Raw genomic sequence first — 12,375 nt, forward strand, 5'->3', positions numbered from 1 at the left:
GAGGGGCCTCGGGTGGACGCAATGTCCCCGATGCCCGGCTCTGGGAGTGCGGGTTTGTGGGCAGCGCCCGGGATCCCCGATGATGATCGCGGCAAAGCTCTGGGCAAACCACGTTGATCGCTCCGTCAAACGGGTGGTGAACGCTGGCCTTCAACCATCCGATAGCCTCTGCCGACATGCCGCCCGCGCCCCAGGCAACGGGCGCCCCCACACGTGCACATGACCGGCGCTTCACACGCCGGCACCCAGGGAGTGAGTTCGGTTTTGTCGACCGCCATCCTCACCGGTCAGCCGGTCCCCGGATCGTCGATCGAGGGCGATCTGCGGTCCCTCGGTTACGACGTGCGGGTCGCCGCCGACCCGGCCGACGCCGAGACGCTCCTCGCCCAGGTGCCCGGCGACCAGCGGGTCGCCCTGGTCGACGCCCGCTTCGTCGGCCACCTGCACGCGCTGCGCCTCGGCCTCACCGACCCCCGCTTCCCGCTCGCCGCGATCCCGGGTGCCGTGACCGCCCAGCGGGCCGGCCGTCAGGCCCTGACCCGCGCGATGGCCAGGGAGCACTCGGCCGGTGCCGGCACGACGCTGGTGGACAGCCTCGCCGACCGCATCGTCACCGCGCTCGACGCCGACGGCACCGACGTCCACCGCCCCGAGCTCGGCAGCCTGGTCGCCGCCGTCCCGGCCGACCCGCAGGCCCGCAACGAGGCACGGCAGGCCGTCGCCGCCGTCGACGACGAGGCCGTACGCCTGAAGTCGGCCGTGAAGTCCCGCGACGGCTTCTTCACGACCTTCTTCATCAGTCCGTACTCCCGTTACATCGCCCGCTGGTGTGCCCGCCGGGGTCTGACCCCCAACCAGGTCACCACCGCCTCCCTGCTCACCGCGCTCATCGCGGCGGGCTGCGCGGCCACCGGCACCCGGGGCGGCTTCATCGCGGCCGGCGTCCTGCTGATCGCGTCCTTCGTCCTGGACTGCACCGACGGCCAGCTCGCCCGCTACTCCCTGCAGTACTCCACGCTCGGCGCCTGGCTGGACGCCACCTTCGACCGGGCCAAGGAGTACGCCTACTACGCAGGCCTCGCGCTGGGAGCCGCACGGGGCGGCGACGACGTCTGGGCCCTGGCGTTGGGCGCGATGGTCCTGCAGACCTGCCGGCACGTCGTCGACTTCTCCTTCAACGAGGCCAACCACGACGCCACCGCCAACACCAGCCCCACCGCCGCCCTCTCCGACAAGCTCGACAGCGTCGGCTGGACGGTGTGGGTGAGGCGCATGATCGTGCTGCCGATCGGTGAGCGCTGGGCGATGATCGCGGTGCTGACGGCGGTCACGACTCCTCGGATCACCTTCTATGCGCTGCTCATCGGGTGCGCGTTCGCGGCGACGTACACGACGGCGGGGCGGGTGCTGCGGTCGCTGACCCGGAAGGCGCAGCGCACGGACCGGGCGGCGAAGGCGCTCGCGGACCTCGCGGACAGCGGGCCCCTGGCCGAACTGATCGTGCGCTTCCTGCCGGGCCCGGTCCGCATGACGGCGCCGCTCAGCGCCGCCGCCGGTGCGGTCGCCGTGGTGCTGGCGGCCTGGCTCTGGGGTCCCGCCTGGCAGGTGGTCCTGCTCGCCGGGCTCTACGTCCTGCTGTCGGCCGAAGCCACCGCGCACCCCCTCAAGGGGGCCCTCGACTGGTTGATCCCCCCGTTCTTCCGGGCAGCCGAGTACTGCACCGTTCTGGTCCTGGCGGCCAAAGCGGACGTGAACGGAGCCCTTCCTGCAGCTTTCGGCCTGGTGGCGGCCGTCGCCTACCATCACTACGACACGGTGTACCGCATCCGCGGCAACGCCGGAGCGCCCCCGGCCTGGCTGGTGCGCGCCATCGGGGGGCACGAAGGACGGACGCTGCTCGTCACCGTCCTCGCCGCGGTGCTCTCCGCCTCGCAGTTCACGGTCGCGCTCACGGCCCTCGCCGTGGCCGTGGCCCTGGTGGTGCTCGTCGAGAGCATCCGCTTCTGGGTGACCGCTCACTTGGGCGGCGCACCCGCCGTACACGATGAAGGAGAACCCGCATGATCGGCCTCGTGCTGGCGGCCGGCGCCGGACGGCGTCTGCGTCCCTACACCGACAGCCTTCCCAAGGCTCTGGTGCCGGTGGGACCCGCGGGCATAGAAGGCGAACCCACGGTTCTCGACCTCACCCTCGGCAACTTCGCCGAGATCGGCCTGACCGAGGTCGCGATCATCGTCGGCTACCGCAAGGAAGCCGTGTACGCGCGCAAGGAGGCCCTGGAGCAGAAGTACGGCCTCAAGCTCACCCTCATCGACAACGACAAGGCCGAGGAGTGGAACAACGCCTACTCCCTGTGGTGCGGCCGTGACGCCCTCAAGGGCGGTGTGATCCTCGCCAACGGCGACACCGTCCACCCGGTCTCCGTCGAGAAGACGCTGCTCGCCGCCCGCGGCGACGGCAAGAAGATCATCCTCGCCCTGGACACGGTCAAGCACCTGGCCGACGAGGAGATGAAGGTCGTCGTCGACCCCGAGAAGGGCATGACGAAGATCACCAAGCTGATGGACCCCGCCGAGGCCACCGGCGAGTACATCGGCGTCACCCTCATCGAGGGCGACGCCGCCCCCGAGCTGGCCGACGCCCTGAAGACCGTCTGGGAGACGGACCCGCAGCAGTTCTACGAGCACGGCTACCAGGAGCTCGTGAACCGCGGCTTCCGTATCGACGTGGCGCCGATCGGCGACGTCAAGTGGGTGGAGATCGACAACCACGACGATCTCGCCCGCGGACGGGAGATCGCGTGCCAGTACTGACCCGGCTGATTCCCTCGCCGGTCGTCGTGGACATCCGCCCGGGTGCCCTCGACGACCTGGCCTGTGTGCTCGCCGACGAGCGCATCTCGCACTCCGGCAAGCTCGCCATCGCGGTGAGCGGCGGCTCGGGTGCGCGGCTGCGCGCGCGGCTCGAACCGACGTTGCCGGGGGCGACCTGGTACGAGGTCGGCGGCGGCACTATCGACGACGCGGTCCGGCTGGCGAGCGACATAAAGGCCGGCCACTACGACGCGGTCGTCGGGCTCGGCGGCGGCAAGATCATCGACTGTGCCAAGTTCGCGGCGGCACGCGTCGGCCTTCCGCTGGTCGCCGTCGCCACCAACCTCGCGCACGACGGTCTGTGCTCGCCGGTCGCCACCCTCGACAACGACGCGGGCCGCGGCTCGTACGGAGTGCCGAACCCGATCGCGGTCGTCATCGACCTCAACGTGATCCGCGAGGCCCCCGTCCGCTTCGTGCGCTCCGGCATCGGCGACGCCATCTCCAACATCTCGGCGGTCGCGGACTGGGAGCTCTCCAACCGCGTCAACGGCGAGAAGATCGACGGCCTCGCCGCCGCCATGGCCCGCCAGGCGGGCGAGGCGGTGCTGAGGCACCCGGGTGGCATCGGCGACGACGGCTTCCTGCAGGTCCTGGCCGAGGCGCTGGTGCTCACCGGTATCGCCATGTCGGTGTCGGGCGACTCCCGCCCCTCCTCCGGCGCGTGCCACGAGATCAACCACGCCTTCGACCTGCTGTTCCCCAAGCGCGCCGCCGCCCACGGCGAGCAGTGCGGACTGGGCGCGGCCTTCGCGATGTACCTGCGCGGAGCCCACGAGGAGTCGGCCTACATGGCCGAGGTGCTGCGTCGGCACGGGCTGCCGGTGCTGCCGGAGGAGATCGGCTTCACGGACGACGAGTTCGTCCGCGCCGTGGAGTTCGCTCCCCAGACCCGGCCCGGCCGCTACACGATCCTCGAACACCTCGACCTGACAACCGACCAGATCAAGGACATCTACGCCGACTATGTCAAGGCCATCGGTAGCTGAACTCCGCCCCGTCGTTCACCCCGCGGGGGTGAAGGACAGGCGCAGCGGTGAGCACTGGATGGGACGCCTCTACATGCGCGAGGTGTCCCTGCGGGTCGACCGCTACCTGGTGAACACCAGGGTCACGCCCAACCAGCTCACGTACCTGATGACCGTCTTCGGCGTGCTCGCGGCCCCGGCACTCGTCGTGCCGGGGATCCCGGGCGCCGTGCTCGGCGTGGTGTGCGTCCAGATGTACCTGCTCCTGGACTGCGTCGACGGCGAGATCGCCCGCTGGAAGAAGCAGTACTCACTGAACGGCGTCTACCTGGACCGCGTCGGCGCCTACCTCACCGATGCCGCGGTGCTCGTCGGCTTCGGCCTGCGCGCCGCCGACCTGTGGGGCAGCGGCCGTATCGACTGGCTGTGGGCGTTCCTCGGCACCCTCGCCGCGCTCGGTGCGATCCTGATCAAGGCGGAGACCGACCTCGTCGGTGTCGCCCGCCACCAGGCCGGGAAGCCCCCGGTCAAGGAGGCCGCGTCCGAGATGCGCTCCTCCGGCATGGCGCTGGCCCGCAAGGCCGCCGCCGCGCTCAAGTTCCACCGTCTGGTCCTCGGCATCGAGGCGTCCCTGCTGATCCTGGCCCTGGCGATCGTCGACCAGGTCCGCGGCGACCTCTTCTTCTCCCGGCTCGGCGTCGCGGTGCTGGCCGGCATCGCGCTGCTGCAGACCCTGCTGCACCTGGTGTCCATCCTCGCCTCGAGCAGGCTGAAGTGAGCGGCATGGACTCTGCACCGGCATCCGCGCCGAAGGTCGGCGCGGTCATCATCACCATGGGCAACCGCCCCGACGAGCTGCGGGCCCTGCTCGACTCGGTCGCCAAGCAGGACGGCGACCCGGTCGAGGTCGTCGTGGTCGGCAACGGCTCACCGGTCCCGGACGTCCCCGAAGGCGTCCGCACCATCGAGCTGCCCGAGAACCTCGGTATCCCCGGCGGCCGCAACGTCGGCATCGAGGCCTTCGGCCCCAGCGGTCGCGATGTCGACATATTGCTCTTCCTCGACGACGACGGCCTCCTCGCCCACCACGACACCGCCGAGCTGTGCCGGCAGGCCTTCGCGGCCGACCCGAAGCTCGGCATCATCAGCTTCCGCATCGCCGACCCGGACACCGGCGTCACCCAGCGCCGCCACGTCCCCCGGCTGCGCGCCTCCGACCCGATGCGCTCCTCCCGGGTCACCACCTTCCTCGGCGGCGCGAACGCCGTCCGCACCCAGGTCTTCGCCGAAGTCGGCGGGCTGCCGGACGAATTTTTCTACGCCCATGAGGAAACCGACCTGGCATGGCGGGCCCTCGACGCGGGCTGGATGATCGACTACCGGTCCGACATGGTGCTGTACCACCCGACGACCGCTCCCTCGCGGCACGCGGTCTACCACCGCATGGTCGCCCGCAACCGCGTCTGGCTCGCCCGCCGCAACCTCCCCGCCCTCCTCGTCCCGGTCTATCTGGGCGTGTGGATGCTGCTCACCCTCCTCCGGCGCCCGTCCCGCCCCGCCCTGAAGGCATGGTTCGGCGGATTCAGGGAAGGCTGGACCACCCCGTGCGGTCCCCGCAGGCCCATGAAGTGGCGTACGGTGTGGCGGCTGACTCGACTGGGCCGACCTCCTGTCATCTGACAAGCTCGACCCTGAGAGTGACCGGGCCGCACCCTGGCCCCAGGTACATGCCAGGCCCGCACACGCTGCGCATCTCGAAGACGAAAGTTTCAACTGGTGAGTGAGACAACGCACGACGGCGGTGTCGCGGTGAGCGCGCCTCCGTCGCCCGACGAGGGACTCACGGCGGCCCAGCTGGCCGCCAAGTACGGGCTGTCCGTGAGCGGCGCCCGGCCCTCGCTGTTCGAGTACGTCCGTCAGCTCTGGGACCGGCGGCACTTCATCCTCGCGTTCTCGCGGGCGAAGCTGACCGCCCAGTACAGCCAGGCGAAGCTCGGCCAACTGTGGCAGGTGGCGACGCCGCTGCTGAACGCGGCCGTGTACTTCTTCATCTTCGGCCTGATCCTCAAGGCCAACCGTGGCATGGAGCGCGAGGTCTACATCCCGTTCCTCGTCACCGGCGTGTTCGTGTTCACCTTCACCCAGAGCTCGGTGATGGCGGGCGTACGCGCGATCTCCGGCAACCTCGGCCTGGTCCGGGCGCTGCACTTCCCGCGCGCCTCGCTGCCGATCTCCTTCGCGCTGCAGCAGCTCCAGCAGCTGCTGTTCTCGATGATCGTGCTGTTCGTCGTGGCGGTCGGCTTCGGCAGCTACCCGAGGATGTCCTGGCTGCTGATCGTGCCGGTGCTGGTGCTGCAGTTCCTCTTCAACACCGGCCTCGCGCTGATCATGGCCCGTGCGGGCGCCAAGACCCCGGACCTGGCCCAGCTGATGCCCTTCGTGATGCGTACGTGGATGTACGCGTCCGGCGTGATGTTCTCCATCCCGATCATGCTGGCGGACAAGCCGGACTGGATCTCCACCGTCCTGCAGTGGAACCCGGCCGCCATCTACATGGACCTGATGCGCTTCGCCCTCATCGACGGCTACGGCCGTGAGAACCTCCCCCACCACGTCTGGGCGGCCGCGCTCGGCTGGGCCGTGCTGTTCGCCGTGGGCGGCTTCGTGTACTTCTGGAAGGCGGAGGAGAGGTACGGCCGTGGCTGAGCAGAAGACGGATGCCCGCATCCCCACCGTCATCGCCGACGAGCTGCACATCGTCTACCGCGTCAACGGCGCCAAGACCGGCAAGGGCAGCGCCACCGCGGCCCTCAGCCGCATCCTCAAGCGCGGCGAGGAACGCGGCGTACGCAAGGTGCACGCCGTGCGCGGCGTCTCCTTCGTCGCCTACCGCGGCGAGGCCATCGGCCTGATCGGCTCCAACGGCTCCGGCAAGTCGACCCTGCTGCGCGCCATCGCCGGCCTGCTCCCGGCGGAGAAGGGCAAGGTCTACACCGACGGCCAGCCCTCGCTGCTCGGTGTGAACGCGGCCCTGATGAACGACCTGACCGGCGAGCGCAACGTCATATTGGGCGGCCTCGCCATGGGGATGTCCCGCGAGGAGATCAAGGAGCGCTACCAGCAGATCGTCGACTTCTCCGGCATCAACGAGAAGGGCGACTTCATCACCCTGCCGATGCGTACGTACTCCTCGGGCATGGCGGCCCGGCTGCGCTTCTCCATCGCCGCCGCCAAGGACCACGACGTCCTCATGATCGACGAGGCGCTGGCGACCGGCGACCGCAAGTTCCAGAAGCGCTCCGAGGACCGGATCCGCGAGCTGCGCAAGGAAGCCGGCACCGTGTTTCTCGTCAGCCACAACAACAAGTCGATCCGCGACACCTGCAACCGCGTCCTGTGGCTGGAACGCGGCGAGCTGCGCATGGACGGACCGACGGACGAGGTCCTCAAGGAGTACGAGAAGTTCACGGGCAAGTAGTCCACCCGGCCATGGGCCGTACGGCCCATCGCGCTTCCCGAGGCCCCGCCGGAACTGCCGCGGCGGGGCCCGCGTCTGCAAAGGAAACGTCAACTCCGGCTGGCTTCAGGAATCTTGACACCAATCGGTGTGTTGTTGTGATGTGCAGGACACCCCCACGGGCCCTACCCCGTTGTACAACGTAAGCTGTACCGGTGCCGAAACGCGGCAAGTGGGGCGATAAGGCGCGACACCCTCTCTCCGGGCTGCGGCGCGGACTGCCGGGCGGCGTGTCCGAAATAGTATGCATTGGGTCGGCGGTGTAGAACGGGAGATGTGACGGCAATGGCTACGGAAACTCCCCAGCTCAACGCAGCAGCCTGTGCCGTCCGTGCCCCGGGCAGTCCGCGGTGACGGGAACCGGCGCACGCGCGGGTGACCCAGAGCGCGGGACGCTCGACAAGGCCGCCGCGGAGAACTTCCCCGTGGCGCCGTTCTTCCTGCCCAGGGCCTGGCGCGCCGACCTCATGGCTGTGTACGGCTTCGCCCGCCTCGTCGACGACATCGGCGACGGCGATCTCGCTCCCGGCGGTGCCGACGCCCGTCTGCTCGGCGTGTCGGCCGAGGAGGCCGAGGACCGCCTGGTCCTTCTCGACGCCTTCGAGGCCGACCTGCGCCGGGTATTCGACAGCACCCCGCGTCACCCCCTGCTGCGCCGCCTCCAGTCGACCGTCCGCCGCCGCTCGCTGACCCCCGAGCCGTTCCTCGGCCTGATCGCCGCCAACCGCCAGGACCAGCTCGTGGGGCGGTACGAGACCTACGACGATCTCCTTGCCTACTGCGAACTGTCCGCCAACCCCGTCGGCCGTCTCGTCCTCGCCGTCACGGGTACCGAGACGCCCGAGCGGATCCGCCGCTCCGACGCGGTGTGCACGGCGCTGCAGATCGTCGAGCACCTCCAGGACGTCGCCGAGGACCTCGGCCGTGACCGGATTTATCTGCCAGCCGCGGACATGAAGCGCTTTCACGTGGACGAAACCGATCTCGCGGCGAAAACGGCAGGCGCATCGGTGCGCGCCCTGGTTGCATACGAAGCCGAACGTGCCCAGCACCTCCTGAATGAAGGCACCCCCCTGGTGGGTAGCGTCCACGGCAGGCTCAAGCTGCTGCTCGCGGGTTTCGTGGCGGGGGGAAGAGCGGCGATCCGTGCGATCGCCGCCGCCGAATACGACGTACTTCCCGGCCCGCCCAAGGCCAGCAAGCTCCGGTTGCTGCGCGAGGTGGGCGTGACTCTGCGAGGAGAGGGGTGATCCGGACCGTGGAGTCTGCACCACACGCGTCCGCACCGGTACTCGCCGCCTACAGCTACTGCGAGGCCGTCACCGGACAGCAGGCCCGTAACTTCGCCTACGGCATCCGACTGCTGCCCACGCCCAAGCGCCGCGCGATGTCGGCGCTGTACGCGTTCTCGCGCCGCGTCGACGACATCGGCGACGGCGCACTGACCGACGAGGTCAAGGTCGCCAGACTCGAGGACACCCGGGAGCTGCTGACCCGGATCCGCGACCGGGCGGTCGACGAGGACGACATCGACCCCGTGGCCGTCGCCCTGGCCCACGCCGCCGACACGTTCCCGATCCCGCTCGGCGGCCTGGACGAGCTCATCGACGGCGTCCTGATGGACGTGCGCGGCGAGACCTACGAGACCTGGGACGACCTGAAGGTCTACTGCCGCTGTGTCGCCGGTGCCATCGGGCGGCTCTCGCTCGGTGTGTTCGGCACCGAACCGGGGGCGCGCGGCGCCGAGCGCGCGCCCGAGTACGCCGACACGCTAGGGCTCGCACTGCAACTCACCAACATCCTGCGGGACGTTCGCGAGGACGCCGAAGGAGGGCGCACCTATCTGCCCTCCGACGACCTCGCCAAGTTCGGCTGCTCTACCGGCTTCAGCGGGCCGACACCACCGGAGGGCTCCGACTTCGCGGGCCTCGTGCACTTCGAAGTGCGTCGGGCCCGCGCTCTTTTCGCCGAGGGCTACCGGCTGCTCCCCATGCTCGACCGGCGCAGCGGCGCCTGCGTGGCCGCCATGGCCGGCATCTACCGCCGGCTCCTCGACCGCATCGAACGCGACCCGGAGGCCGTGCTGCGCGGCCGCGTCTCGCTGCCCGGGCGCGAGAAGGCGTACGTCGCCGTGCGCGGCCTGAGCGGTCTGGACACCCGGCACATGACCCGCCGTACCGTCAGGAGGCGTGCCTGATGGACATTCCGGTCCAAGGTGATGCCATCGGGGAAAAGCGGCGGGCAACCCTCCGCTGTCAGGCCGCGTCCCTGACTGAGACGACCGGCCGTGCAGCGTTCAAGCACCGGCACGACGGTCGCGCAGGGGAGGGTGCACGATGACCGACGGCATGCGGCCCGAAGAGGCGCTCGCGGACGTCCCCGGAGGCTCCGGGCGGGACGCCGTCGTGGTCGGTGGTGGGCTCGCCGGCATCACCGCCGCGCTCGCGCTCGCCGACGCCGGAGTGCGCGTCACCCTGATCGAGGGCAGGCCGAGACTCGGTGGCCTGGCCTTCTCCTTCCAGCGCGGCGAACTCACCGTCGACAACGGCCAGCATGTGTACCTGCGCTGCTGCACCGCCTACCGCTGGTTCCTCGACCGGATCGAGGGGTCGGCGCTGGCGCCGCTGCAGGATCGTCTCGACGTGCCCGTACTCGACGTGGCGCGGCCCGAGGGGCGGCGGCTCGGCAGGCTGCGGCGCGACGCGCTGCCCGTACCCCTGCACCTGGGCCGGAGCCTGGCGACGTATCCGCATCTGTCACTCGCCGATCGCGCCAAGGTCGGTCGTGCCGCGCTCGCGCTCAAGGGGCTCGACCTCGCCGATCCGGCCCTGGACACCCAGGACTTCGGCAGCTGGCTGGCCGCGCACGGTCAGTCGGCGCGTGCCGTCGAGGCCCTGTGGGACCTGGTCGGGGTCGCCACCCTCAACGCGGTCGCGGGCGACGCCTCGCTCGGGCTCGCCGCGATGGTGTTCAAGACCGGTCTGCTGTCCGACCCGGGCGCGGCCGACATCGGCTGGGCGCGCGTCCCGCTGGGCGAACTGCATGACCGGCTGGCCCGCAAGGCGCTCGACTCGGCGGGCGTCCGTATCGAGGTCCGTACACGCGTCACCTCCATCTCTACTGACGAGAACGGGCGTTGGAGCGTTCAGGTTCCCGGCGAGACGCTCCACGCGGACGCCGTCGTGCTCGCCGTGGCGCACCGCGAGGCGTACGACCTGCTGCCCGAGGGCGCCCTGGACGCGCCGGAGCAGCTGCTGGAGATCGGCACGGCGCCGATCCTCAACGTCCATGTGCTGTACGACCGCAAGGTGCTCGGCCGGCCGTTCTTCGCGGCCCTCGGCACCCCCGTGCAGTGGGTCTTCGACCGGACCGACGCCTCCGGGCTGCGGGAGGGCCAGTACCTCGCCCTGTCCCAGTCTGCGGCGCAGGACGAGATCGACGAGCCCGTCGCCGCACTGCGCGAGCGGTATCTGCCCGAGCTGGAGCGGCTGTTGCCCAGGGCGCGCGGCGCCGAAGTGAAGGACTTCTTCGTGACCAGGGAGCGCACCGCGACGTTCGCTCCCACTCCCGGTGTCGGGCGGCTGCGGCCCGGCGCCCGTACCAAGGCCCCCGGCCTCTACCTGGCCGGAGCGTGGACCGCCACAGGGTGGCCCGCGACCATGGAGAGTGCGGTCCGCAGTGGCGTGAGTGCGGCCGGCGCCGCGCTGAGCGCCCTGGGCCGGCCCCGCCCCAGCCACCTCTTCGACGTCGAGGAGGCGGCGTGATGCTGAACCAGCACACGGCGGCAGGCCCCCGCACCCCCGGTACCGCAACAAGAGGAGAGACTGTGCCCACTGTGCCCCCGGCCGAGAAGGCCGCTCGAGAGACCGCGGTAGACGTTACCGCGCTCCTGGAGCGCGGGAGGACCCTGGCCACACCGGTACTGCGGGCGGCGATCGACCGCCTGGCCCCTCCCATGGACACCGTTTCCGCCTACCACTTCGGCTGGATCGACGCCGACGGAAACCCCACGGCCGGCGACGGCGGCAAGGCCGTACGCCCCGCCCTCGCGGTGCTCTCCGCCGAGGTCACCGGCGCCGCGCCCGAGGTAGGCATTCCCGGCGCCGTCGCGGTCGAACTCGTCCACAACTTCTCGCTGCTGCACGACGACCTGATGGACGGCGACGAACAGCGCCGCCACCGTGACACGGTCTGGAAGGTGCACGGCCCCGCCCAGGCCATCCTCGTCGGCGACGCCCTGTTCGCGCTGGCCAACGAGGTGCTGCTGGAGCTCGGCACGGTAGAGGCCGGCCGCGCCACCCGCCGCCTGACCACCGCCACCCGCGCCCTGATCGACGGTCAGGCGCAGGACATCTCCTACGAACACCGCGACCGCGTCAGCGTCGAGGAGTGCCTGGAGATGGAGGGCAACAAGACCGGCGCCCTGCTCGCCTGCGCCAGCTCCATCGGCGCCGTGCTCGGCGGCGCGGACGACCGTACCGCCGACACCCTGGAGAAGTACGGCTACCACCTGGGCCTCGCCTTCCAGGCCGTCGACGACCTCCTCGGCATCTGGGGCGACCCGGTCTCCACCGGCAAGCAGACCTGGAGCGACCTGCGCCAGCGCAAGAAGTCCCTGCCGGTCGTGGCCGCGCTCGCGGCGGGCGGGTCCGCCTCCGAGCGGCTCGGCGAGATCCTCGCCGCCGACGCCAAGAGCAGCGACTTCGAGAACTTCTCCGAGGAGGAGTTCGCCGCCCGCGCCGCCCTCATCGAGGAGGCCGGCGGCCGCGAGTGGACCGCCGAAGAGGCACGCCGTCAGCACACCGTCGCCGTCGAGGCCCTCGACGCCGTCGACATGCCCGAGCAGGTCCGGGCGCAGTTCACGGCGCTCGCCGACTTCGTCGTCGTACGGAAGAGATGATCACCACCGGGCGAAAAGAGATGATCAGTATCGGTCGAATAGCCCTCGCGTAGTCGCCGGCCGGTGCGGCGGGAACCAGCGCACCGGCCGACGGCGGACCCACAGCAGACGCACTAC

12 protein-coding genes are annotated in these 12,375 nt (G+C 70.4%); all 12 read left to right on the forward strand.

Annotation, left to right across the window (positions count from 1 at the left end):
- Positions 1-264 precede the first annotated feature (264 nt).
- Positions 265-2,064: a DUF5941 domain-containing protein gene (locus tag ACZ7L6_RS02555; protein WP_471920094.1), complete on the forward strand. Its 1,800-nt coding sequence runs from the start codon at positions 265-267 to the stop codon at positions 2,062-2,064.
- Positions 2,061-2,813, forward strand: a complete 753-nt coding sequence (locus ACZ7L6_RS02560; protein ID WP_471920095.1) for a phosphocholine cytidylyltransferase family protein — start codon at positions 2,061-2,063, stop codon at positions 2,811-2,813. Before ACZ7L6_RS02555 ends, ACZ7L6_RS02560 begins: the two co-directional genes overlap by 4 nt.
- Complete coding sequence (locus ACZ7L6_RS02565) at positions 2,801-3,862, forward strand: iron-containing alcohol dehydrogenase family protein (protein ID WP_471920096.1); 1,062 nt, start codon at positions 2,801-2,803, stop codon at positions 3,860-3,862. Before ACZ7L6_RS02560 ends, ACZ7L6_RS02565 begins: the two co-directional genes overlap by 13 nt.
- Positions 3,840-4,619 (forward strand): CDP-alcohol phosphatidyltransferase family protein, encoded by a 780-nt coding sequence (locus ACZ7L6_RS02570; RefSeq protein ID WP_471920097.1) that lies wholly within the window; start codon positions 3,840-3,842, stop codon positions 4,617-4,619. The genes ACZ7L6_RS02565 and ACZ7L6_RS02570 overlap by 23 nt, the downstream gene beginning before the upstream one ends.
- A gap of 5 nt (positions 4,620-4,624) precedes the next feature.
- Positions 4,625-5,521, forward strand: a complete 897-nt coding sequence (locus tag ACZ7L6_RS02575) for a glycosyltransferase family 2 protein (protein ID WP_471920098.1) — start codon at positions 4,625-4,627, stop codon at positions 5,519-5,521.
- A gap of 96 nt (positions 5,522-5,617) precedes the next feature.
- Positions 5,618-6,547 carry an ABC transporter permease gene (locus ACZ7L6_RS02580; RefSeq protein ID WP_471920099.1) on the forward strand — a complete coding sequence of 310 codons (930 nt, stop codon included), beginning with the start codon at positions 5,618-5,620 and terminating at the stop codon, positions 6,545-6,547.
- Entirely contained in the window at positions 6,540-7,319 is a 780-nt protein-coding gene (locus ACZ7L6_RS02585) for an ABC transporter ATP-binding protein (RefSeq protein WP_471920100.1), read from the forward strand. The genes ACZ7L6_RS02580 and ACZ7L6_RS02585 overlap by 8 nt, the downstream gene beginning before the upstream one ends.
- Before the next feature lie 389 nt (positions 7,320-7,708).
- A complete protein-coding gene (hpnC, locus tag ACZ7L6_RS02590; RefSeq protein ID WP_471920101.1) occupies positions 7,709-8,608 on the forward strand; it encodes a squalene synthase HpnC in 900 nt (299 codons plus the stop codon).
- Positions 8,605-9,555 (forward strand): presqualene diphosphate synthase HpnD, encoded by a 951-nt coding sequence (hpnD, locus tag ACZ7L6_RS02595; RefSeq protein ID WP_471920102.1) that lies wholly within the window; start codon positions 8,605-8,607, stop codon positions 9,553-9,555. Before hpnC ends, hpnD begins: the two co-directional genes overlap by 4 nt.
- Positions 9,555-9,698 carry a DUF6380 family protein gene (locus ACZ7L6_RS02600; RefSeq protein WP_471920103.1) on the forward strand — a complete coding sequence of 48 codons (144 nt, stop codon included), beginning with the start codon at positions 9,555-9,557 and terminating at the stop codon, positions 9,696-9,698. The genes hpnD and ACZ7L6_RS02600 overlap by 1 nt, the downstream gene beginning before the upstream one ends.
- The gene (gene hpnE, locus ACZ7L6_RS02605; protein ID WP_471920104.1) at positions 9,695-11,122 is read left to right on the forward strand and encodes a hydroxysqualene dehydroxylase HpnE; all 1,428 of its coding nucleotides are present in this window, start codon (positions 9,695-9,697) and stop codon (positions 11,120-11,122) included. Before ACZ7L6_RS02600 ends, hpnE begins: the two co-directional genes overlap by 4 nt.
- The gene (locus tag ACZ7L6_RS02610; RefSeq protein ID WP_471920105.1) at positions 11,122-12,258 is read left to right on the forward strand and encodes a polyprenyl synthetase family protein; all 1,137 of its coding nucleotides are present in this window, start codon (positions 11,122-11,124) and stop codon (positions 12,256-12,258) included. Before hpnE ends, ACZ7L6_RS02610 begins: the two co-directional genes overlap by 1 nt.
- Positions 12,259-12,375 lie beyond the last annotated feature (117 nt).

This window comes from Streptomyces sp. NPDC107522 (assembly GCF_055657525.1).

Excerpts from the sequence above, each read along its gene's own strand:
- ACZ7L6_RS02560 (WP_471920095.1), top strand. The coding sequence starts at position 2,061 with ATGATCGGCCTCGTGCTGGCGGCCGGCGCCGGACGGCGTCTGCGTCCC.
- ACZ7L6_RS02570 (WP_471920097.1), top strand. The coding sequence starts at position 3,840 with ATGTCAAGGCCATCGGTAGCTGAACTCCGCCCCGTCGTTCACCCCGCG.
- ACZ7L6_RS02575 (WP_471920098.1), top strand. The coding sequence starts at position 4,625 with ATGGACTCTGCACCGGCATCCGCGCCGAAGGTCGGCGCGGTCATCATC.
- ACZ7L6_RS02600 (WP_471920103.1), top strand. The coding sequence starts at position 9,555 with ATGGACATTCCGGTCCAAGGTGATGCCATCGGGGAAAAGCGGCGGGCA.
- hpnE (WP_471920104.1), top strand. The coding sequence starts at position 9,695 with ATGACCGACGGCATGCGGCCCGAAGAGGCGCTCGCGGACGTCCCCGGA.
- ACZ7L6_RS02610 (WP_471920105.1), top strand. The coding sequence starts at position 11,122 with ATGCTGAACCAGCACACGGCGGCAGGCCCCCGCACCCCCGGTACCGCA.